This window comes from Bartonella sp. B41 (assembly GCF_053795765.1).
Map to the genome: position 1 here is coordinate 446,296 of NZ_CP200037.1, position 24,587 is coordinate 470,882.

Below are 24,587 nucleotides of genomic sequence, written 5' to 3' on the forward strand. Positions count from 1 at the left end.
TCATTGTTTCTCAATCGCACTAACCATCTTAAATATGTCTTTCGGTAAAAAATGGCAAATTAAACGCTTTGTACATTCTACTTCATAAATCTGACTTTATCTTTTTTAAGTTATCCGCAACTACACGCAACGAAAGAGAGAGACTAAAATTTTGCGAAGGTTTTCTTTTCTCTAAATCCGTTACCTGCTGATAGCCAAGCGTCAAGTTAAAGCATTCATTTGTATAATTCAAGATGATTCCCTTCTTTATGAACATACCAGATGCTAAATCATATTCTGCATGGCTGTTAATAGACCAATAATTAGACAACTTAATATCGGTTTGAAAAGAAATTTCCTGATGTTTTTTTGCATATTTATAGCTTGGTTGGCTTTGGATATATGCATACTGAACTGCTGCTGAAAAATTTTGCCATTTTTGCGACACTTCAATTTCACTTCGGCGTATTTTCCTTATCTTTTTATCAAAACGTCCTCTGTATGTTAGGATAAATCCATTTTTATGATTTGCGCTTAACATCGCGACATAGTCCGAACGTGTTTCTTCAAGACCAGAATAAGCACTTACATTAATAAGATCTTTTTCTGCAAAAGAATTTTTTCCCGCAAGATGAAAAGATTGTCCGATAATGCCATAAAGAGACCAATCATTGTTAAGATTTCCAGAATATCTCATACCTATATTGGCTCTTGTTCCACCTTCTACACGGTCATATCCAGAGAATTTATCACGTTGAAATAGAGTCGTTGCGTCAAACACGAAGCTTTGTGCGTCTTCGTTTGGAATTTGTCCGATATAATGTTCATTATTACGAATAAAAATTTGTGCTATTGGTTCCACAGTATGTGTAGAGTTATTAGATGTAATGAGGAGAGGATAACGCAATTCTAATCCTGCTGTTGCCATGCTACGAACAGACGATTTTCTAATGGTTAATAAAGAATTATTTATTATATGATCGGCACGGTTTTTGTATGTATTTGTTGCAATGACGTCAGCTCGCAATGCCAAAACAGGACTCAATATGATCCCATTGTCCATATTGATGCGCTTTTTCCATTCTAATTCGTTTGTTAGACGAAAATTATTTCCGACAATGTTAGAAATTTGTACCGCACCAACAGGAAGATTATTCCAGTTATCAGAAATAAAATCAGGGTGTTGACGATAAATTGACCGTATATTGCTATGAATGGTAAGAATTCCATTATAAACTGGTTCATCTGATGTAAAAGAATAGTCGAGTCTGGGAATAATCCATGGTTGCCTAGGATAGCGTTCATGATGTGGATCATTCAAAATCGGGTCTTGAATCTTGAAATGGTAAAAATGCATATCAAAATGATTTTGACCTGAAAGGCCAATCAAATAAAACTGAGAGTTTTGTACAGGATCACTGTAATTTTCAAGTCTATATGTATAACTAAAACCCTGATCGGATTGTGCAAGAACATTCCATCCATAAGACCAGCGTGGATTAATGTGGAAATCTCCTTTTGTTGCCAACATGTAACGGTTTGTGTGTTGGAAATCAATTGTATCATTATCAAAGTTATAAGGTTTGGTTTGATATATGTGAGCGAAACGAATATTGTAATCACCTGTTTCAAAACGTTGACGCCATTCTCCTTCTGTTAAAAGCCCCCGTTGTGTATAGGCCGTAACAGAAAATGTAAGATCGTAGTAGGGTGTGAGATTCCAAAAATAGGAATTCTTGACACCTACACCAAGGTGATCAGCATAAAAGAAACGAGGCGCAAGAAAACCACTGGCGCGCTTTACGGTTGGATCATAGAGCTCAAAATTTGAAAGTTTTACAATTGGGATCCCAAAAAGCTCAAAATAGCTGTTTTCAAATCTAATTTTTTTGATATTTCTATTCCATATTATCTTCCTTGCTTTAATTTTCCACAGTACCTTTTCATCAGAGCAGCTACTGCATGCTGTATAAACAGCATGATCAAAGATCGTTATATTATTGCCGCTTTGTGTAGCATTCGCAGCCATAAAATGGATATTATTTTCTGTGTCAATGCGTAAAAAATTTATAAAGCCTTCTCCAAAGTCTTTGGTCATGTCAATTTGATTGGAATAAATTTTATTCCCATCTTTTTGAATAATTTCAACATTTCCTTGTGCGATAATACGTCCTGTTCTTTTATTGTAAATGAGTTTCTTGGCAATCACGATGTTTCCATCGTATTCAACTTTGACATTTCCTTGTGCATAAACAGTATCTGAATCATGATTATAGATGAGCTCGTCTGCGGATAGTAAGAGAGCGGGTATTGAATTTTTAATGTGATTTTGAGTAGAAGAAGTAAGGTTTTGCGAAAGTGTATGACAAGGTAAAAAAAATCCTAAAATAAAACAAATAATGACTTTTAAAGTTAAATTTCTTATTTTTTTTAAAGTTGTCTTTTTACTTATTAAGGTTTTCACTTAACCATCCTCCTTATGAAGTAAAAAGGAGATTCCAAAAAATAGCGCGATAACAACTGGTATCCAAGCAGCAATTATTGGAGGAATGTATCCAGCATTTCCAAAAGCTTGAACGAGTACAGAAACAACGTAGAGAATGAATCCAGCAATTACACCGCCAAGAATCAATATTCCAGATTGTCCAAAGCGTACAAACTTCAACGATACTGCGGCTGCGATGAGAGTCATTGCTACGAGTAGTGCTGGCAATGCAATCAATGATTGTAAATACATGTCAAAATTATTTGCAGAATAGCCAAAGAAACGTGAAACCATAATTTTTGTTGGTAATTTATAAAAGGGGATAGTTGCAGGATTTGCCAGATTTTCAGTTAAAAATTCAGGTTTTAGATTTGTTTTTATCCAGAATTTAGTAAATTTTTTAGGAGTATGGCCCATTCTATAGATTGTTCCATTTGTTAGTAGCCACGCATCATTCATTAATGTTGCTTTTTGAGTATTAATCCAATTTTTAATTGTTGCATTTTCATTATATTGTACAAAAATTGCATTGATAAGAGATTTTCCCTGGTCTGTGATACATTTTGCACCGATGGTTGTTTTGCCTGAATTTGTATATTGTGTTAGCCAAGGGATACGGGTATCATTAAGAGATGTTGTTTCATTATTACCATTCCATTGAGCTATTATTTTTTCTGCTTTTGAGGATCCCCAAGCAGCTAGTGGATTTATGAGAAGAACTGAGAATAATCCAAATAAAAAAGCTCCTAAACAAGCGGGAATAAGAAATTGCCACGCAGAAACACCAATTGAACGAGTTACAAGAAGCTCAAATTTTCGATTCAACGAAATTAGCATTACCATTGCGGAAAATAACGCAATAAAAGGGATAATTTGTTGCATAATAAAAGGAACACGGAGAAGTGAAAAAAGAAACACACCTTTTACTGTGTAATGAGGGAGATGAGCAAATCGACCAGAATTTTCAGTAAAATCAATCAAAAAAGTGAGAACTAAAATTCCTAAAAAGAAATAACAGGTTGTTTTAAGATAACGTATAAAAAAATACCATCCAAGAGTCCATCCAATCATGATACATTATCCGTTGGATTTTTTGGTTTTGGGTATCCAAATTTTACTATCATTTTTTGAAAAAGCATTTGAATAATGTCGTTAAACTTTGTGGGTATAATAATTTTTCGGTTTGTAAAGAGTATGAAAGGAATTATCAGACTTATCCCTACTGGCATGATATACAGCAGAGGAACATATGCAAGATTGCTATTGGCCTTTTCAGCAACAAAATATCCTATCCAGTAAATTAAAAAAGGGAGAACAATTGCGGAAAAATTTGTGAATATACGAGTTTGTCTATATGAAGATGAGTTTCCAACGATTGCCGTTGCAATTAATGAAAAAACGATAGGATAAAGCCATTCTGTAAGTCTGCGATGCAATACAGCTCTATATTGGAGAGGTTTTAGCCTATAGTAAGGATCATTTTGATCAGGATTTATCAAATCAAAAAGAGTCCTATCTTTCGGATAAACAGTGAGCACATTATTATTGGGGATGAATTCACTTAGATTAAAATTATATGAGCTAAATTGAATAATCGAAACGCTGTTATTTTTGTGCTCAATTCTTTCTATTTCACCGTTGTTAAGGATTAAAAGGTTACCATTTTTATTGCTGATAATAGACGCTTTTTTTGCATAGTAAAAAAGATCAATTTTGGGGTCGCGTTGATCAGCAATAAAGAGATGATCAATAGTTCCATCTAAATTCCATTTTCCAATTTCTATGTAAAGATTGTCTGTTAATTTTTGGAATTTACCTTCATGAACGAAAAAGTTAACGAGATGAGAATTGGAATTTTCAAGCATATGCCGCATATTAAGATGAGTTTTTGGAGTAACAAAATTTGCTACATAAAAGGATGCACATGATGCAATAATAGCGAGAAAAAGAACTGGTTTTAAAACAGTATGTCTAGGAAAACCAGAGGCACTGATGATGGTGAGCTCTGAGTCTCTATTCATTGTAGAAAGGGTGGCTATAATTGCAATGACTAATGCAAACGGAATGACGAGAAAAATAACAGAAGGGATTAATAAAAGTGAAAAGCAAAAGATTGTTGAGAGTGTTTGTCCACTAGTTGTTAGAAAATTAATTCGCGCAAGAACTTTTATTGTCCAGCTTATGCCTGTTGCTGCAAGCATGACAGCACAAAATAGGATAAAAACACGTTTTAGGATATATAATTCGATAATACGCATAGGGGCTGAATAACATCTTTACTCTTTGATTTAGAAGAAGATATTTTACAATGCCTTAGGTTTTTAAATATAGAAAAAAATAAAAACTTTTCATATTCTGCACACCTTATACGCATTTTCACAAAATTAAATAGTAGCAAGTACTCAAACAATCCAGACCTACAATGTCATCATTGTATTATATTTTCAAGTATAGTGTACAGAAAATTCGAAAGGTAAATCGATAAACATTGTTACTAGTTTTTTTCCTTATAAGATGTACGAAATAAAAGGAGATATTTCAAACTATATTTCTTTATTTTTGAAATATAGGAATTCTGTTGGCTTTTTATGGAGAGATAAGGGTTAGGAGTATGGATATTCTTTTTTATCATTTAAAGCAGTCAATATTAGAAGATATTTTGCCAACGCTTGTAGAACGGGCATTAGATCGTTTTGGTAGAGTAACAATTCAATGTACAAGTAAGGAACAACGAGATTCTATAGATACACGTTTATGGACTTATTCCGATGAAGCTTTTATTGGTCATGGAACTGAATGTGATCAATATCCAAATTTTCAGCCCGTGTTTTTGACTACAGGACAAGAAAATCCAAATAATTCAAAAATACGTTTTCTTACAGAGGGCGCTATTTGCTCAGATATCAGTTTTTATCAACGGCTCGTGGTAATATTTGATGGTCAAAACCATGAAAAATTGAATCTTATCCGTTCTCAGTGGGAAAAATACAAAATGGAAAATCATAATTTAATTTATTGGCGACAGACTGAAGATCGCTGTTGGAAAAAGCTGGTTTAATTTATGTACTATATAATTTTTATTTTTTGTGAGGAAAGGAAGAATCCAATATTTATAAAAAATTGGATGTAATTTTTAGTAAAAAATTGAATGAAATGATGATGGTTATTGACAGGATTTTACTTATTTTATGGGCTGTTATGTTTGCTTTTTTTTGTGTTTCATGGCTGGGCACAACACATATTTTGTCAAGAATATTTCCTATTTCTTATATTGGTAATATTGCAGACATTCTATTTCTTTTTTTAAGCGCCCTGTTTGCTGGAATATTGTGGTTAAGTGTGCCTAAGCCAATACCTTTAAAAATAAAATTAGCGGCATTTTTGCCGCCAATCATTGTATTATTTATTTTTACCATGCTTTAGTTGGATATTTCATCGTCTTTAAATCCAATAAAGCAAATAAGTGAAATAAAAGAAGAAAGAAATAAATAATAGCCGATATAGGACGTATCAAAATTTTGCCTCAAATATTCTGCGATATAAGGTGCAAGTGAGGCTCCTGCTATGCCAGCTAAGTTAAAGGTCACAGAAGATCCAGTGTAACGAATTGCCGTTGGGTATGGTGAAGCCAAAACAGCACCAAGAGGGCTGTATACTATTCCCATGATTGATAAACCAATGACAGACATCAACAGAATTCCTACAACTCCAGAGTTCAAAAAGTAAGGAAATGCAAAAGAATAGATACCTGTAATTATTGTGACAAAAATCATCAAACTTCTGCGTCTAACACGATCGGCAATCCTTCCAGTTATGACGGTAAAAATTCCACAAAAAACGGCACCAACAACTTCTACCTGGAGGGCCTGCTGAAATGATAACCCCAAATGGTTTGTTGAATAACTCAATAAATACGTAGTAACTATATAAAATAAAACAAATGTCGTCATTCCCGCAAACGTTCCGAGAAACAGGATTCTTGGACATTTCAAAAAGACGTCCACTATAGGAGCTTTAACGCGCTCTTTACGTTCAAGAGTTTTTTTGAACTCAACTGTTTCGTGAATTGAAAGACGAACCCATAGCCCGATAATCATCAAGACAACCGAGGCAACAAAGGGAATACGCCACCCCCATGTTAAAAGCTCATCATTATCAAGAAAGTGTAATAGACCCAAATAAACAATGATAGATGAGAACAGACCAATCGGAACCCCTAATTGAGGAAACATCGCATACCAGCCACGCTTCCCTGGGGGAGCATTTTCTGTTGCAAGCAAAACAGCACCTCCCCATTCACCTCCTAATCCCATTCCTTGGCCAATACGACATATCGTCAAAAGGAATGGAGCCCACCAACCAACGGTTTCATAGGTAGGAAGTAAACCAACAATAGCTGTTGATATCCCCATTGTGAGAAGAGCTGCAATGAGTGTCGCTTTTCGTCCAATTTTATCTCCAAAATGTCCAAAGACGACTGATCCAAATGGGCGTGCAAAAAAGGCCGCACCAAATATAAGGAAAGATTGCAAAATAGCGAGCTGATCGTCTTGGGCTGGAAAAAAAACGTAGGGAAATATAAGAGCTGCGGCAGTCCCAAAAACATAAAAATCAAAAAATTCAATTGTTGGACCGATAAGGCTTGCAAATAAAATCCGTGCAGGAGAATTTTTTTTGCTTGTATTTTGTTTTTCTGAGTTTGTAGACATGAAAAAATGTCCCTTTCAGTGTATAACAAATCAAATAATGAAATCAGTATCCTACGAAATGAACACACCAAAATTACAAGAACTTTTTACCAATGTCGAGTCAATGTTCCTATAACCTTAATGCATTAAAACAATTAATAAAATATGATAAACATACAGTGATTGTATAATAAATTCATTTAAATAAAACGCAATAAAAACACTACTCTTGATTAACAATGCATTTCTATAAATCTATAAAATGGCGCGGTCATTTAAAATTTGGTCTCAACTCCTCCTCTCATATAGTATTACATTTTCTATTTGTCTAAAAATCAACTACAGCACTGCAAAGGTGGTATTTAATATCCGAAAAATGTTCAAAAAATGTTTTTATGGATAAAATTAAGACACTTTTCAAGTGTGAAAAATTAATTTTATATTTTTTGTTGTAAATAAACTGAGAGCACGTACACGATATTTTGCTTATAAGATATTAGCATACTTGATGCTTTGCTATACGGTAATCCATAATTCTAAGAGTATAAAACGAGCAACTATGTTGCAGTATTTTGTGTAATTTTTTATTTAAAGCTGTGTGGCGCAAAATGTTCAAATTAAAATAAAGTTTTTTCATTAGTGATCAGAAATTTTAAAAGATTACAAATATAGACAAAACAATGGCTTTGGAAGGGTTCATTTATATCTTTGAAAGTTTTAGTGAGAAGCTCTGAAAAATTAGAAAGGTATTGAAAAGTTGTTGTCGTAATTAATCGAATTATAATGATGGAGTAGAAAGGTTAGCAGAATAGGAAAGGGCTCAAAAAAACATCTAAATTAACCATGCTGATTATTTAGGATAAGAAAGAATGAGAAAAAATTCTTTTTTAAATAGTATTGATCGATATAAGCCTTTGGAAGGATACTATATTTCAAACATAAGATTTTATTTTACTTCATAGTTTTGTTTTTTTGCGATAGATATATACAGTTGTATATAAGATCATTTATAGAACGATGTTTTCAGGAAAAATGGAAAAATTGATCTCTATTGAGGAGCATCTCTCAATTGATAATATGGTTCAGAATGAAAAAATTCTATTTGTATCTTGATTGTCATTAAATAAAAATAACTAATTAGGTATCGCTATTGTACTTTTTGTACACAAAATTAAAGAGTTGATTAACAAGATACGATAGAGAAATTTGACTAGGTCAATAGCAGGTCAAAGAAAATAGTAATAATTCTAGGTTGAAAATAAATGCTGCAGATCTAATTACACTTTGTGCTTGGGGGGGGGAGATATGGTCAATGTAATGTAGGTGTAAATTGGGTTATCTGATGCCTGTAATTAGCAGATGCTTTATGTAGATCGTTAGTGAAAATGAAAGTGAAGTAAAATCTTTTTATCGTTCTTCAGGATATCATGTAAGTAAGGAAATACTTCATGATAGTCTTGATAAGAAAGCAAAAATAGAAAAGCGCACAAAAGATAACATGCCCAGAGGTGGCTTTACTGTGATAAATCCTAACAAAATGTTCATTTTAAAAAATCTAGATAATGACGATACAGTATTTAAAAAGGATCCAGAACTCATCTTCATTAAGGATATAGCAGTTCTACAAGATTTTGTGCTTGGTAATAACGGTAGAGTTCATATTACCAACAATTGTGACACAGGAAAGATGGGGAAATCGGTTAACAATACGGTTATGGATTGCGGACAGACCTATGTCTATGAAAGTGATTTCAGTGAAAATACCAAAGTCGAATATGCTGGAACTAAAAGTGTTAAATCTTTGGAAAACAAAGTTTTTCAAAAAATACTATCGTTTACAAAGGGAGACAACAAAGGATTGAGAATGGAGGGAGAGCAGAAGGAGCTAAAGTTTATCAAGGGGAACAGCTTGTTTTTGGAGAAGGGATTGTTGGTGATAAAAAAACAGTAGTAGTGCTTATAACACTGTAATTTATGGCAAAGATACAACATCTGGACAACAGAAAGTACACAATAAGAGTACAGGAAATCACCATACGGTAATTAATGAACAGCATCAATTTATTACTGATTTATCTGGAAACTCAGGTAAATTTTGGTGGGGGATGGCTTGAGAAGTTTTAAGTTAAATATTTATGCAGAAACACATTATTTGAAAGGACGTAAGAGGAAGCAATCGCTTCAAGATATTTTTGGTATACACTATACTTTTTAAATATACATTTTATTCTCTGATCCACTTCATAAGTATGATTGCTATGCAGGCGAGGTGTTTATCAGTAGAGTTGTGCTTTTTAAAAATGCGTGGACGTAAATATAATCATGCGCTTTCTATAGGTTGTTTCATGTTATTGCAGCTTGTTTCTTTTAAAAAGACACAAGATGATTTTTATTTTTTATAATTGTTAAATAAAGATACTGATATTACAGGAATACATAAAGATATGAAACATAAATAAAACACATTATGATATAATCTAAAGTAAGCTAGCTATATAACCGCGGTATATTTTTCTAATTATTGAACGTGGAGTTTGAATTATGCGGTGTAAATGCAAATTAAGTTTTTCAATATTAATGATTAGTACCAGCTTTGTGCAAGCTGCTGCTGTGGGCTCAGACGAGGCTTTGAACCATTTTCTAAAAAAAATGGAATTTAGTGGAAAGATAGTACAATCAGGTCACGTTCTGATTGTTCCCTTTGTAAGCACTAATACTAAAATTGAAGATGGTGGTGTAGAGATTGTTGAGAACAGTAAATCCTCTGTAAGCTCTACTATTGATCCAGGTGGGAAGCAGATAGTTACGCGTGGTGGAAATGCGATGACAACTTTGATTGATGGGGGTAAACAGTTTGTTTTCGAAGAAAAAGGCTTTATGGGTACAGCATCCAGAAGAAGCAGTGCCTATGATGTTGTTATTCGTGGTAAAGATGGAAAATTAGGACAACAGAATGTGTATGATGGCGGGAATGCATGGAATACTAAAATTATGGGAGGGGGAGAACAAAATCTTTATAAAGGGTATAGACAAGAGGGAGGATATGCATCAAATACTCAAGCCTTTAAAAATGGTCGGCAAAATGTTTTAGCAGGAGGTAGAGCTAGTAGCGTAATTTTAGAGGATGACGCGCTTCAAGTGGTATATCCTGGTGGGTACGTGGAAAATTTGATGATCAAGGATCGGGCAAGTTCGTGGGTATATTTTGGAGCAAAATTAGCTGGAAAAACAGAGGTAAATGGTCATGGGAAGCTTAATTTGTATTTTGGTGATACCACAAGTTATATGACACAAGAAAATCTTTCCATAGACGGACGAAATGATGAGATATTGTTTCTTGTCGGGGCACGAAATGGCAAAGATAGTGCCCAAATGAGTGTTAAAAACTTAGGTGGAGATGGAGGATCTGTTCAATTTTTTTCTGTTCCTTATGATCCACACCATTTTTTGCTTCACATCGAGAATCTTTCAGGGAGACTACATTTTCAACTGAACATTAGTAGCAAAGATAGTCGGAGTGATTATTTGATGATTGATAATGGGAGTGGCAGTCATACGATAAGTGTTCTTGATTCTGGCGCTGAAATTACAGATTTTATCACACGAAGGAGCGATTTCATTACTGAGCTGAATTTGATAACAGAAAAGAGCACTGGAGAAGGAGCAAATTTTACCCTAGCAAATCACTCTGGTAAAGAAACCACTGCGGTTGATGGTGGAACGTATATGTATGAGTTATTGCAGAGAGCAAAGAGTGGTAACGAGAGAATCTGGTATTTGGGTATACGTAGTGATAATCCAAGACGTTCGAACTTACGTCCTCAGCGTGTAACGAAAAAAACTCAAGTATCTTCTTCAGAAGCGCTATCTATTGCGAGTATCGATAGACAAGGGAGGCGCCATGATTCTCTACAGCGACTTGGTAAAAAAATCAAAAACTCAGATCTTTCTTCTTCTTTGCTCACTGAAGAAACTTCTACCAAGCCATCCAACAGGAGGAGACCTCCTCGGCATTTAAGTGAAAGTTCATCGGCTTCTGTTCCATTGTCTTCTGTTTCTCATAGAGACGGAGTGATTATTCCAAATAGCGAAAATCGTTTTTCGGAAAAGATTCGTCTTCCTGTAGTTTCTTTATCTTCTGACAATACGGCTGTTGATAGGATTGATTTGGAAAAAAATAGTCTTGGTTCAGAATCGGAGCAACGATCTGTTTTTTCTTTAGATGCTGTATCTGTTGCAGATAATTTAGATAATCAGGATCATCTTTTCCCATATTTGGAGCAGAATTTTTTTACTACTCCCTCGACCGATGCAGTTTTATCAATGTCAGTAGCTCCAGAGCTTATTTTTAACAGTGAGCTGCAAGCAGTCCGTTCTGGGAGGGGAATTTTAGATAGAAGTAAGAAAAATACAGCGTTGTGGACTCATGCGATTAAAAGTAGGGAGAATACTGCTACAGGTCATACAGATTTTAAGCTTGAGCAAACAGGAATAGTGTTGGGTATTAATGGCTTAAGTGAATTTGCAAATGGAGAATTCTATCTTGGTGGTTTCGGTAGTTATGACAAAGCACGTGTATCCCATGCTCGAGGTGGTACAAGCAGCATTAATATCTATAGTGTTGGAGCTTATGCGACTTATTTTGATCATAGTGGATGGTATGTAGATAATGTTTTTAAGTACAGCCATTATGATAATAATCTTTGTGCTGTTTCAACGAATGGCATATCCATTCAAGGAGATTATAAGCAATGGGCAATGGGAACATCTCTTGAGACAGGCTACCGTTTTAAAACATCACAAAAAAGTTGGTTTCAGCCTTATGCCCAATTAAGTTGGCTAAAAGTTGAAGGCAAGGGAATAAAGCTTTCGAATGATATGACCGGTGATATGAGTCCATCAATTTCACTCCGTAGTGAGCTTGGATTATCTGTGGGTTATGAATTTGGATCTCATGAAAATGCCCCATCTACTGCGTATATTACAGCAGCTTGGTTGCGTGAGAATATCAAGAACAATCATACAACAATTAATAAAAAACATAAATTTATCACGAATTTGTCTGGAAATATAGGAAAATTTGGAATTGGTTTGAGTGGTTTTGTTAGTGACAAATTAAATCTTTATGCTGAAGTCCATTATCTTAAAGGACGCAAAATAAAGCAGTCTCTTCAAGGTATTTTTGGTATGCGTTACAGTTTTTAATCCTGTATTTTGTCTCTGGTGATAAATATACAACCTATAATCAAATTGTATATTTAGAATTTCTCGTAGGACTCTTTTCAAGAGAAAATATACAATTTTTGTCGTAATGAGACATACCTTCATAGGGAGGGTATGTCTTAATTTGTATTGGAACTATTTACAAAACAGAAATTAGGAGAGCAAAATTTTTTTTATTATGCAGAAGCTATTAATATTCTGCTGGTAAATTTATTAGAATATTAGAAGAAATAAAGTACGCTAATTTTTATGATATTTAAACTTGCACTGTTGAATAATTGCATAATTTTAAAAATTGACGTGATTTTTTTATATCATACTTGGCAAAAAGTTCTTCGCTCGCTATAGAACAGCTCGATAACATTGTAAACTGAAATAAAGGTGGTCAAATGACTGTAGAACGTACTTTTTCAATGATTAAGCCGGATGCAACGCGCCGTAATTTGACAGGAGAAATTACAAAAATGCTTGAAGATGCAGGTCTCCGTATTATTGCATCTAAACGCGTGTGGATGAACCAACGCGAGGCTAGAAAATTTTATGCAGTTCATCAGGAGCGCCCATTTTTTAATGAATTAATAGAATTTATGTCTTCTGGACCGACTGTTGTACAGGTTTTGGAGGGCGAAAATGCAATTTCTAAAAATCGTGAAGTAATGGGAGCTACGAATCCCATGGATGCAAAGGAAGGAACAATTCGTAAAGTACATGCTCTGTCTATTAGCGAAAATTCTGTTCATGGATCAGATAGTGCTGAGACTGCGAAAACAGAAATTGCTTTTTGGTTTTCTGATGTGGAAATTGTTGGTTGATAAAAATATATATTTCTATTTGGGGATGGAGAGTCCTAAAATTAGCTATTTTAGGATTTTTCATGGAGTTTTGGTTTTTAAGTGCATTTGAATGCGACTTCTTATAGTATGACATGTTTGAGTCCTGCACGAAAATAATCCCATCCTGTCCATAATGTAAGAAGAGCAGCTATCCAAAGCATGATAATGCCAAATTCTACTGCATGAGGAATAATTTTATTGCCTGCTGGACCCGCTAAGAGAAATATGATAGCGATCATTTGTACGCAGGTTTTCCATTTTGCGAGACGAGAAACAGGAACGCTTACTTTCAATTCAGCTAAGTATTCACGTAATCCTGATACAAGAATTTCTCTGCAAAGAATAATAATAGCTGCCCACAATGTCCAACCAGCGATAGTGCTGTCTGCTGCGAGCAACAGGAGGCATGCAGATACGAGAAGCTTATCTGCAATTGGATCTAACATGCGACCGATGTTAGATGTTTGTTCCCAAATACGAGCAAGATAACCATCAAAAAAGTCTGTGATGGATGCGATTACAAAAATAGAAACTGCAACCCAACGCGTTATATCACTTGACTGCAATCTGCCTTCTAAAAAAAAGCATGCAACAACCATAGGAACTGCAATAATTCGTGCATAAGTTAAAATATTCGGAAAAGAAAAAGTATGATTTTTCATAGAGCTGTTTTTAATTTTTTATGAAGTATGGTATGTCTTACTAACGTAACAAGGCAAAGATTGTGAGACAAGCCTATTTTTTATTAAAATGATTATGAATTTTTTGTGCAGTTATCGCAGAAATTCCAATAACTTTTGTTAAGTCTTCTATAGAAGCGTTGACAATAGCTTTAGTGCTTCCAAAATGACATAATAGTGCACGCTTTCTTTTTGCGCCAATATTTTTTATTTCATCAAGAGGATTTTTAAATATTTCTTTTTTGCGTTTTATCCTATGAGACCCAATTGCAAAACGGTGTGCTTCGTCACGTAGACGTTGCAGAAAATGAAGGATAGGATCACGTTGGGGAAGTGTAAAGGACGTCTCTCCTTTTATAAAAAAACGTTCAAGTCCTGCTCTACGATTAGAGCCTTTAGCTATCCCGACAATTTTGATAAATCTGTCTAATCCTAATTCAGACAATATTGTATGAACACTGTTGATTTGTCCTTCACCTCCATCAATTAATACAAGATCAGGCCAGACTGGAAAAAGATTTCCATCTTCATTTTTTGTTTTATTGTTCTCATCAGGTTTACCATGCATTTTAATGAGGCGTGAAAACCTTCGCATAGCAACTTCTTTCATCATGCCAAAATCATCTCCGGGCGTAATATCAGTTGAGCGAATGTTGAATTTGCGGTACTGATTTTTAATAAATCCCGTTTGACCGACAACAATCATCGCACCAATTGCATTTGTTCCCATGATATGAGAATTATCATAAACTTCTATTCGTTGCGGGATATGAGGAATCTTGAATATTTTTGCGATACCTCGAAGTAAATCTGAATGTATTGTGGTTTCAGCAAGCTTTCGTTCGAGCGCTTCCTGAGCATTTATGTACGCATGATTAACAAGTTTTTTTCTCTCGCCTCGTTTTGGTAAAGAGAGAAACACTTTTCGATTTGCTTTTAGACTGAATGCATCTGTAAGAAGTTGTTTTTCTTCTATATCTTCAGATAAAAGGATCAGTTGAGGGATGGGTTTATCATCGTAAAATTGAGCAAGAAAACTTGCTAAAATTTCGGTATTAGAAAAAGAATGATCTGCTTTAGGGAAGTAAGCTCTGTTTCCCCAATTTTGTCCCATGCGAAAAAAGAATACTTGAATGCAGATTCTTCCTTCTTTTTGTACAATTGCAAATACATCCGCTTCTTTCACTGTATGAGGGTTAATATTCTGATGGCTTTGTATATGAGAGAGAGCAGACAAACGATCACGGTATGATGCTGCTCGTTCAAAATCAAGATTTTTTGCGGCTTCTTGCATAGCTTGAACCATAACATTTTTAACTGATTGGCTTTTTCCAGAAAGAAATTTTTTTGCTTTTTTTACCAGCTCTATATAATCATTATCGCTGATTTTATGAGTACAGGGTGCAGAACATTTTTTAATTTGATGAAGCAAACATGGGCGTGTGCGATTTTCAAGAACTGAATCAGTACAGGTACGTAATAAAAAGGCGCGCTGTAGAGCATTAATTGTTTGTGCAACCGCATGTGAAGAAGCAAAAGGGCCAAAATAATGAGCTTTTCGCGTTTTAGCACCGCGATGCTTATAAAGCGCGGGTGCTCTATTGTCATCAGTAATGATGATGTAGGGAAAGCTCTTATCGTCTCGTAGTAACACATTAAAACGTGGATGCAGTTTTTTTATAAGATTAGCTTCTAAGAGTAGTGCTTCTGTTTCTGTATGAGTAACAACAAATTCCATGTGGTATGTTGCACGAATCATTTGGGTAATACGGTTATTATGTCCCTGTTCACGTCCATAATTCGAAACGCGTTTTTTTAAATTACGAGCTTTTCCGACATAGAGAACATTACCGTTCTCATCAAACATTCGATAAACTCCAGGTTTATTAGGAAGATATTTAACAAATTCGTTTATAAGGTTGGTACCTTTGCATTGGTTTTGATTGTTTTCCTTGTTGACATTTTCCCATGTAATGTTAGAGAGAAAAGGCGTATTTTCTCGTTCATTTTTGAGATAATCTATGCTATTTCTCAAAACCATTCAGTCTCTCCAGAAATGCTTTGTGTTTCCCATACAAAATCTTTTTTTATTGGGTATTCCTAAATTTATATATTTTATTTTATAAATAACGTACAACCCTTGCTAAGGTTTTTTGATTTTAGGTTATTTTCTTTGTAAAAAATTTTAACATAGTATTAAAACATCTTTTTAGTTTGCTAGCTTCATCCATTAAGCGACTTAAAAAATAAGTTTATAATGTTATAGTCTGATGAGAGACGGGTCGTGTCAAAAAAATGATCCGCGCTTCTATTTATTATTCACAACGATGTGTATTTTAAGGTGAGTGTGGTTAAGAGATAAAAAAATCTAACATAACAAATTCTCCTTTTGAATCCATTTATGGACTATTTGTGCATTTTTATCTTGTCCTAGACGAGCTATAAGGAAAGGACTAAGTTTCTTGATTTCTTTTTCAAGAAGATGAGGAGGATTGATAAGAATCATTCCACTTCCACTCATTGTAGGTGATATTGAATTTTTTCGAACGCGCATTTCAAGTTGTAAAATTTTAGGAATTCCTGTGTTACGAAGAGCATGTAGAAAGTTTTTAATTTCTTGGTCATGTTTAACAGGGTACCACAAGGCATAGATGCCACCAGAAAAACGGCGATGTGCTTTCACTAATCCTTCAGTCAGACGGAAAAAATCACCGTTTTTTTCAAAGGGAGGATCAACTAGGACAAATCCACGTTTTTCTTTAGGGGGGAGATGAGAGTTCAAGGAAAGCCAACCATCTAAGTATAGAACTTTCGTTTGATAATCACCAGAGAGGTTTTTTGCTAAGGATGCGTAGTCTTCGCGATGTAGTTCGATAGCAGTTAATCGATCTTGTTTGCGCAATAATTGACGAATAAGAACAGGAGATCCAGGATAAAGTACGATTTCTTTTTTTTCTTTATTGAGTGTGTTAATAACGTCATACCATGGGTAGAGTAGGGTATTCAAATCTTCTGGGATAGGAGATGATAGAATTCGTTGGATACCTTCGCGCCACTCTCCTGTTTTATTCGCTTCTAGGGATGATAAGTCATAAATTCCAGTTCCAGCGTGCGTATCTATAACGCGAAAAGCTTTTTCTTTGCGCTTAAGATACTCCACAATACGGGTGACAATAATGTGTTTAAAAACATCAGCAAAATTGCCAGCATGATAAATATGCCGATAATTCATAAATAAGCTCTTATCTTATATGTGATTTCGTACCATTCTTCTTTAAATTAAACATAAATATAGATTTTGCATTAAAAAAGCGTCCCTTACGCAAGGATAAAAGATAGCGTGATAAAAAATTGAGATATTAACAAAATATGAATGTGACAGATTTGCAGCCATTCTCTGTACTATTTTTGTGTATACGCGTCTGTGTATTCTAATTGTATAATTATCAAGAGTTATCACTAATTACTTGAGTTTTTATCATCCTTTATATTGGATGAAGGTTTTAGCAAACTGCTATGACAACTGAGTATTAAAATGCTAAATTTAAATTAGCATCAAAAATAAAAGTTATTGATATTTTTGCTCTTTTTTATGGTGTACAGCTTCTAAATATCTGATATTTAAGTTTTTTGATAAAAACACATTGTTATATATATACACAAACGTTTTTATATGTATATATGAGTTAATACATGTCAGCATACTACATTATTTTGAATAAATAATCTCGATTCTACACTTACTGTCTAGAAAATAAAAGAAAATACCCTTAATAGAAGTTTATATCTTGTGCGATAATAAACTAATGTAAACGATGCGAATAAGGAATTTCAATGCTTGATATTAAGTGGATTCGTGAAAACCCGGAAAAATTAGATGAGGCGCTAGCGAATAGAGGTATTGAGCCGCGAGCTAAAATGCTAATAGACATTGATCTGGAGCGCAGATTGCATGTTGCGAAAGTTCAGTCTGCTCAGGAGCGTCGTAATGCGGCTTCAAAAGAAATAAGGAAGGCTTTATCTGAATGTGATCAAAAAATGGTTCAACGCATTAAAGCTGAAGTTGAAGAAATTAAAGTCTTTCTTTCTTCTGCCACAGCAAAAGAAAAGCGGTTGACTGAGGATTTGGAAAAGGCTCTTTCAGAAATTCCCAATATTCCATTAGCCGATGTTCCAAGGGGAAAGGATGAAAATGATAACGTTGTTATTAGACATTTTGGTACTGTTCCGGTATTTGACTTTGTACCAAAGGAACATTTTGATCTTGGTCAAGATCTAAAGCAGATGGATTTTGAGAAAGCAAGCCATTTATCAGGTGCAAGATTTACAGTTCTTTCAGGAAAACTAGCACGTCTTGAACGCGCATTAGGTCAATTTATGCTTGATGTACATGTTGAGGAGCATGGTTATACTGAGGTTTCTGTTCCTCTTCTTGTTCGTGGTGAAACTGTTTATGGTGTAGCTCAGTTGCCAAAATTTGCTGACGATCTTTTTCGAACTATAGATGATCGATGGCTTATTTCTACAGCGGAGGTTCCTCTAACAAATTTGGTCAGTAACGAAATTCTTGCGGTATCAGATTTGCCACTGAGATTTTCTTCTTTAACCCCATGTTTTCGTTCTGAGGCAGGTGCAGCAGGACGTGATAATCGTGGTATGTTTCGTCAACATCAGTTTTGGAAAGTTGAAATGGTATCAATTACCACTGAAGAGCAGTCTTTAACTGAGCTAGAGCGTATGACGGAGTGCGCAGAAGATATATTAAAACGGCTTAACTTGCCATTTCGTACAGTACTTCTTTCTACTGGTGATATGGGCTTTGCTGCGCAAAAAACTTATGATATCGAGGTTTGGCTTCCTGGTCAGAGATGCTATCGTGAAATTTCCAGTTGTTCATTCTGTGGAGATTTTCAAGGGAGACGTATGAATTCTCGGTATCGTAAAGAAAATGATAAAACATTACATTTTATTCACAGTCTTAATGGTTCTGGCACAGCCGTTGGTCGTTGTCTTATTGCTATTTTGGAAAATTATCAGCAGTCTGATGGTTCGATTATTGTTCCAGATGTTTTACAGCCCTATATGAGGGGCATGCGTTGTATTACTGCTTAGTTTCAGAAGGAATACCAATCTACGTTGATTATCGATGGATAGTGTGATGAAGATGTAGAGTTTTTTCATTTTAAAAATGTTTTATGTGTGCAATGAGATATTTATTCCATTGAAGGTCGGATGACACTATGGGGAAGAAAGATATTTTACGATTTCATGAAGAATTGGCAGGGCTTGTGATCAAAATGCGCAGCAAAGGAATCGATGATGTTCGTTTTTTTGCAGCATTTGAAAAAATTCCACGTCAACAATTTGTTTCTTTTCCATGGTTTGATTGTGCTTATGATAATAAGATTATTCCGATTGAATGTGGCGAATATATAGAACGCTTGGAAGAACAACTTTTGATTCTTTCTTCATTATCGCTGAAGAAAAAACATCGTGTTTTAGAAATTGGCACGGGTTCTGGATTTTGTACCGCTCTTATGGCGTGTCTTAGTGGTCGTGTAACAACGATTGATCGTTATAAAACACTTATTAATTTAGCAAGACAAAAATTTCAAACTTTGGGAATCGAAAATATAGTTATTCATCAAATTGATGGAAGTCGTACCATTGCAGACTTTGGATCATTTGATCGTATTTTAATTTGGCCATCACGTCCTGATGAGCCAAAAGGTTTTTTAGAACTTTTGGCTGAAAATGGAATTCTTATTCAAGCTATAGGGCCAGATGACGGTGTACAAATGGTTACACGTTATACAAAAATTGGCAGTAAAGTTGAGCGATCAGAAATGTTTCAAGTACGATACCAACCTTTCATTGAGGGTATTGCGGAAGTGCTGTGATTTCTTGATTAAATAGTGATGAGCAAAATATTTCTCTTCAGTTGATAATAAATTCATTTTGATCTTATTCTTAGAATATTTATGAGTAAAATACCTTATTTTAACTCTTATGTAATATTCAGGGGCTTTAATGGGAAAAGTTGGGTATTGGTGAGTGGGCAAAACTATGTATTTAAAAGTTTTGGGTAGTGTTTTTCGTCGTAATTTTTGTGAAATATCTTTTTTAGCGATAACAGTGGTGCTTGTTGGATGTGGTTCTGGTACTGAGCGTTTTTCCGGTATATTTTCTAATCATGCGGTCTCTAATTGGGAAAATACTTCTGCAACTATATCTGCAGGTTCGCAAATTTCACCATATAGCGGTAACGGTACGATACAAAGTACAGAGCTGCCACCTATAGAATCAAGCAATGATTCATTAGACCATAATAATGTTCCATATAGTTCTCCAAGATACGGTGTGGATTCTTCTTCTAATAAAAGAATCATGGGAGCACCACCACGAAGACTTGGAACACTTTCTCGTTCACAAATAAATGCCTCTTCTGTCTTTCACAGGAATTCTTACGTTGTCCAAAGTGGGGATACGCTGTCAAGCATTTCTCAACAAATAGGAGTCAACGTTGATACGTTAAAATTAGCAAATGGTATCAATGATAATTCTATTTATATTGGCCAAATACTCACGATTCCAACGCATCATGCGGCAGAGTACTCAAGTGTTCAAAAGAATAATTTAGTTTCATCAAAAACAAAACCTTCGTTTCAGTCATCAGTTACGTCTTCCGTACAACATAAAAAAATTACCCCTGTGTATAAAGAGCCCGTAATAACCACACATTCTACAAGAATTGATAAACTTGATGCGGAGCAGAAATTTTTAAAATCTAAGAAGAGGGTACCATCAAATCATGAATCTAGGTTAGGTACAGATAGAAATACAGACAACGCCATTACCCCGCAGGCTACAGGAATTTCTAAGATGCGTTGGCCAGTTCGAGGACGTTTACTAAGCCAATTTGGACAAAAGAAAGGTACAGCGGTTAATAGAGGAATAGACATAGCTGCACCTGAAGGATCATCAGTGAAGGCAGCGGAAAATGGTATCGTTATCTACGCTAGTGATGGACTAAAGGAACTTGGGAATGTTGTTATGATTCGACATGAAGATAATATTATCACCATTTATGGATACAACAGTCAGATTGTTGTCAATAAGGGGCAAAGGGTACGGCGCGGTGACGAGATTGCTAAGTCCGGTATTTCAGGGAATGTTAAAACTCCACGTGTTTATTTTGAGATACGTAAAAATTCTGTGCCTGTAAGTCCTATAGAGTATTTAGAAAATTAATTGATAATGCCCTATTTAAGAAAATTATCCTATGTGAATTTTAGGGGAAACAATCAATTTAATATAGCTTAAATAACGTTTAAATGGAAAGGCTTGACAAATTTTAAAAGAGAATGATTAATTGGTTTAATTATGAAGAGATGAGATTATTTTTCATTATCTATTTTTAATTTAACGAAAATACTCATATTTTTCAGATAAATCTGAAAAAGGAAAAATAAATCTGTTAAAATTTTTGTTCATTACCTTCTGCCTGTGAGGGGTTTATTGCCTTTTAATGTGATTATGATTACGTTGTTTAGTTGTTGTTGTACATAGTGCTTTAAAGTAAGCTTTTTTGATTTAAAGGCCTACTTCAGTAAAAGCGAAAAATACCTGAAATTTAATCTATAGGAGATAAAAATGTTTGTTACCAACGCTTATGCTCAAGCTGCGGGCGGTGTTTCTAGTGGAACCTCAATTATTACTTTTCTTCCATTTATTCTAATTTTTGGAATTATGTATTTTTTTATCATTCGGCCTCAGCGTGCGCAGATGAAAAAGAGACAAGAAATGCTTAATGCTGTGCGTCGTGGCGACACGGTTATAACCGGAGGGGGGGTTATTGGTAAGGTTACGAAAGTTTATGATGATCGTGGAGAGCTAGAAGTTGAAATTAGTGATAACATACGCATCCGTGTTCTGCGCTCAACATTATCTGATGTGCGTGTTAAAGGGGAACCAGTTCCAGAAGAAAAATTAAAACTTGATGTTAAAACAAAAGAATCACCAAAGTCTAAAACTAAAGCTAAGTCTGTAGCAAAGGAAAATGCGAGCACATCTACAAAGAAAAAAACTGCAACAAAAGAGGGGAATTTAAAAAATAATTAAATTCTTTTACAATTAGCTTTTATTTTATAAAGGGGGTGGCTTTTTATGTAAAAGCCATTTCATTATGTAAATTGTTTCATAGTTTATAGAATGTACGACGTTTCTTTGCATAGAGTTGTTTCATTTGCAAGGTATTGGAGTGTTTGTACTTTTTAGAAAATATAGTTGTTTTATGTGATATAAGATTATTTTTTAAAGCGAATGGGATTAAAATAATTTTCCTTCATTGAATAAACGGATTTGGATAGATACTGTCTTTACGTCTTTAAAGCATCTTTTGTGTCTTGTTTTGTTTGTTGTTTTATCAGGATAGTTTTTAGTTATCAAAAATTACAATAAACATTGTTATGCAGATGTTTATTTATATATCAATATGAAATGTTGATTATTTGCTAATTTTCGGAAATGGAAGAAAGATGTAATTTTTGTTTTTAATAAAGGATAATTTACTTATGTTTCAGGCAATTCAAATTCGTGAGGCTCATTTCCCAAGACGAGAACCCATTGACTCTTATGGGAATGGTGGTTTTCGTTTTGCTGATATGTCTCATAGGGGATCCATTATTTGTGTTCCATCAGGTATTTATGGAATTAATATGGTCGGTCCTGTTCCTACTCAAGAGGATATATCTCGTGTTTTAGACGAGGCAGACAAAATTGAGATTTTATTAGTTGGTACTGGAGTTAAGTTATTACGGTTGCCAGAAGAATTACGAGCACTTTTATGGGAGAAACATATTTCATCAGATACAATGAGCACAGGTGCAGCAGTCCGTACATTTAATGTTCTTTTAGCTGAAGATCGTGCTGTTGCTGCATTATTGTTTGCTGTAGAATAATGTACTGCAATGAAAATTATAAATACTAGCCTAATAAATATAAGACAATAATTTCATTATTGATTTTATTACTTTTTTATGTTGCAAACCTTCATTCCTAGGTTAACAAAAAATCTTAACTTTAAGATTTTTCCTATATAATTATTGATATATTATTCAGAATATTGAAGTATCCACATGGAATGATACTAATCTTTTGTGACCAGAAAAACAGAGGGGTATTTGTTTAAATTAAAATACCCTTCATATTTTTAATATAATCAATATAGTCAGAAATTTTCATTCTCATTTATCGACAAGATTTTTTACATTTTAAAAGAGAATTTTTCCTTTAAATATCATCTCAATTACAATTATTGCCATCTGACACGTTGTGATCGTGTTATAGATAAAATGAGGTAAAATAGGGGAACAGCAATCTGCCAAAATCTAAAATTTTTGTTCATTGTTCAACTCCTTTCACCTATTAATAGTGTTTTTATCTTTTTGTTCAGATAGTAAACCAATGTTGACGGTAAGCATAAAAGAACATAATTCAGAAATAAAAGGCAAAAAATTTCATTTTAGATCAAGTTCTTTGATAAATTAGTTTCATAGTTTACTAAAGATTTAGGTTATGATTTGGCAGCTACCATTTCAGTACAAATGCGTATAAGTGAGCGTACTATTCCTACTATAGCAGTTATTAAACTGGATCCATGTTTGAATAAGTCATGGAAATGTTCTGGAGAAACTCTAAAAAAAGGAATGTGCGTAACAACTTTATGTACTGAAGCGCTAACCTCTTTGTTGAATTTCAAATTCATTGTAGAAGAAGAAAGAATGGCAACAGCAGGTGTTGGTTCTTTAACCTCAATACGATCAAATGCATGTGCTCCAAATGTTACACTACAACAAATTGCACAGATCCCAATAAGATATTTCATATTCATGATTTTCTCCTAATGTTATATTATACACAAAAAGTATTATATATAAATTCGTTTCGAATAGATATTGTAAAAATACAACAAACACAAAAAAAACAAAAAATATTCATAATTTGAGACATTTTATCATACATTTACTGTGAACAAATGGAAGATAAACTTGAAATTTTGTTTATTTATTGAGCATATCTTGAAATAAATTTACAATTTTTATTAAAATATTCTATTTTGATAAAATGTTGTAGAGTAAAATTTAATTCAAATAGATATTTTAAATATAATTAAAGAAAATATTGTTCTTTTAATGTGTAATTGAATAAACAATATATGTATATATATTGATATCATCAATAATAATATTATATAAATTTAAACAATATTATTATGTAGTTTTATAAAAAAGAACTGTAGCAGGTATTTCATCTTTTTTATAGAATTTTCAGAAGTTGAGCAGAGGATTTTTAGGGAAGTGATTTTCTAATTTTTTTGCAATGCTATTTTAAAAATATGTAGAACAAAATTTGTGTATGATCGCGGTATTCATCAAGTGGGAAATTAGACAAATACCATATTTATTTACAGTTTTAAAAAACCGTACGCGGAATCCTTTTATCTATTTTTTATAAAATTATTCTTTCTCCAGTAAACCTATAAAGAGCGTTGTAGATGCCATTTACACCTTTTTAAAAGATATAACCTTTATCAGAATCCATGATAATATGAATATAATTGTAATTATGGATAAACAACCCAAACTAAAGTATTTTACTCTAATTTACTGATTACATGCAATAAAACTCAATTTAACTA

General features: G+C 34.0%; 18 protein-coding genes. 10 read left to right on the plus strand and 8 right to left on the minus strand.

Annotated elements, in window-relative coordinates:
• Nucleotides 1-82: 82 nt before the first annotated feature.
• Genes V4P54_RS01830 through lptF form a run of 3 tightly spaced genes read right to left on the minus strand, consistent with a single transcriptional unit; the run spans nt 83 to nt 4,722 of the window.
• Nucleotides 83-2,443, minus strand: a complete 2,361-nt coding sequence (locus V4P54_RS01830; RefSeq protein WP_455477452.1) for an LPS-assembly protein LptD — start codon at nt 2,441-2,443, stop codon at nt 83-85.
• Nucleotides 2,444-3,535 (minus strand): LPS export ABC transporter permease LptG, encoded by a 1,092-nt coding sequence (gene lptG, locus V4P54_RS01835; protein ID WP_455477453.1) that lies wholly within the window; start codon nt 3,533-3,535, stop codon nt 2,444-2,446.
• The gene (lptF, locus tag V4P54_RS01840; RefSeq protein ID WP_455477454.1) at nt 3,532-4,722 is read right to left on the minus strand and encodes an LPS export ABC transporter permease LptF; all 1,191 of its coding nucleotides are present in this window, start codon (nt 4,720-4,722) and stop codon (nt 3,532-3,534) included. Before lptF ends, lptG begins: the two co-directional genes overlap by 4 nt.
• 353 nt (nt 4,723-5,075) lie before the next feature.
• Here lptF and V4P54_RS01845 point away from each other — a divergent pair, with 353 nt between their 5' ends.
• Nucleotides 5,076-5,522, plus strand: coding sequence for a DNA polymerase III subunit chi (locus V4P54_RS01845; protein WP_455477455.1), 447 nt, complete (start codon nt 5,076-5,078; stop codon nt 5,520-5,522).
• A gap of 101 nt (nt 5,523-5,623) precedes the next feature.
• A complete protein-coding gene (locus V4P54_RS01850) occupies nt 5,624-5,887 on the plus strand; it encodes a hypothetical protein (RefSeq protein WP_455477656.1) in 264 nt (87 codons plus the stop codon).
• On the opposite strand, the gene V4P54_RS01855 is transcribed toward V4P54_RS01850, so the two are convergent.
• On the minus strand, nt 5,884-7,173 hold the full coding sequence (locus V4P54_RS01855; RefSeq protein ID WP_455477456.1) for an MFS transporter: 1,290 nt from the start codon (nt 7,171-7,173) through the stop codon (nt 5,884-5,886). The genes V4P54_RS01850 and V4P54_RS01855 overlap by 4 nt on opposite strands.
• A 1,498-nt stretch (nt 7,174-8,671) precedes the next feature.
• Here V4P54_RS01855 and V4P54_RS01860 point away from each other — a divergent pair.
• The 3 genes from V4P54_RS01860 (at nt 8,672) to ndk (ending at nt 13,187) form a co-directional block, all read left to right on the plus strand.
• On the plus strand, nt 8,672-9,103 hold the full coding sequence (locus V4P54_RS01860; RefSeq protein WP_455477457.1) for a hypothetical protein: 432 nt from the start codon (nt 8,672-8,674) through the stop codon (nt 9,101-9,103).
• 590 nt (nt 9,104-9,693) lie between these two features.
• A complete protein-coding gene (bafA, locus tag V4P54_RS01865; RefSeq protein ID WP_455477458.1) occupies nt 9,694-12,357 on the plus strand; it encodes a BafA family autotransporter in 2,664 nt (887 codons plus the stop codon).
• 407 nt (nt 12,358-12,764) lie between these two features.
• Nucleotides 12,765-13,187, plus strand: coding sequence for a nucleoside-diphosphate kinase (gene ndk, locus V4P54_RS01870; protein ID WP_455477459.1), 423 nt, complete (start codon nt 12,765-12,767; stop codon nt 13,185-13,187).
• A 101-nt stretch (nt 13,188-13,288) separates the two neighbouring features.
• Here ndk and pgsA read toward each other — a convergent pair whose 3' ends face one another.
• From pgsA to V4P54_RS01885, 3 genes are all read right to left on the minus strand, one after another.
• Nucleotides 13,289-13,870 carry a CDP-diacylglycerol--glycerol-3-phosphate 3-phosphatidyltransferase gene (gene pgsA / locus V4P54_RS01875; RefSeq protein WP_455477460.1) on the minus strand — a complete coding sequence of 194 codons (582 nt, stop codon included), beginning with the start codon at nt 13,868-13,870 and terminating at the stop codon, nt 13,289-13,291.
• 73 nt (nt 13,871-13,943) lie between these two features.
• On the minus strand, nt 13,944-15,929 hold the full coding sequence (uvrC, locus tag V4P54_RS01880; protein ID WP_455477461.1) for an excinuclease ABC subunit UvrC: 1,986 nt from the start codon (nt 15,927-15,929) through the stop codon (nt 13,944-13,946).
• Nucleotides 15,930-16,256: 327 nt separating this feature from the next.
• Nucleotides 16,257-17,120, minus strand: coding sequence for a 23S rRNA (adenine(2030)-N(6))-methyltransferase RlmJ (locus V4P54_RS01885; RefSeq protein WP_455477462.1), 864 nt, complete (start codon nt 17,118-17,120; stop codon nt 16,257-16,259).
• A gap of 602 nt (nt 17,121-17,722) precedes the next feature.
• Here V4P54_RS01885 and serS point away from each other — a divergent pair.
• The 5 genes from serS to V4P54_RS01910 all read left to right on the plus strand — a co-directional run bounded on the left by serS (nt 17,723) and on the right by V4P54_RS01910 (nt 22,848).
• Nucleotides 17,723-19,000, plus strand: a complete 1,278-nt coding sequence (gene serS, locus V4P54_RS01890) for a serine--tRNA ligase (protein WP_455477463.1) — start codon at nt 17,723-17,725, stop codon at nt 18,998-19,000.
• A gap of 128 nt (nt 19,001-19,128) precedes the next feature.
• Nucleotides 19,129-19,788, plus strand: a complete 660-nt coding sequence (locus tag V4P54_RS01895; protein ID WP_455477464.1) for a protein-L-isoaspartate(D-aspartate) O-methyltransferase — start codon at nt 19,129-19,131, stop codon at nt 19,786-19,788.
• Between the two features lie 166 nt (nt 19,789-19,954).
• Nucleotides 19,955-21,139 carry a peptidoglycan DD-metalloendopeptidase family protein gene (locus tag V4P54_RS01900; RefSeq protein WP_455477657.1) on the plus strand — a complete coding sequence of 395 codons (1,185 nt, stop codon included), beginning with the start codon at nt 19,955-19,957 and terminating at the stop codon, nt 21,137-21,139.
• A gap of 402 nt (nt 21,140-21,541) precedes the next feature.
• Nucleotides 21,542-22,009 (plus strand): preprotein translocase subunit YajC, encoded by a 468-nt coding sequence (yajC, locus tag V4P54_RS01905; protein ID WP_455477465.1) that lies wholly within the window; start codon nt 21,542-21,544, stop codon nt 22,007-22,009.
• A 452-nt stretch (nt 22,010-22,461) separates the two neighbouring features.
• Nucleotides 22,462-22,848 carry an Mth938-like domain-containing protein gene (locus tag V4P54_RS01910; protein WP_455477466.1) on the plus strand — a complete coding sequence of 129 codons (387 nt, stop codon included), beginning with the start codon at nt 22,462-22,464 and terminating at the stop codon, nt 22,846-22,848.
• Nucleotides 22,849-23,462: 614 nt separating this feature from the next.
• Here V4P54_RS01910 and V4P54_RS01915 read toward each other — a convergent pair.
• Nucleotides 23,463-23,780 carry a hypothetical protein gene (locus tag V4P54_RS01915; protein WP_455477467.1) on the minus strand — a complete coding sequence of 106 codons (318 nt, stop codon included), beginning with the start codon at nt 23,778-23,780 and terminating at the stop codon, nt 23,463-23,465.
• Nucleotides 23,781-24,587 lie beyond the last annotated feature (807 nt).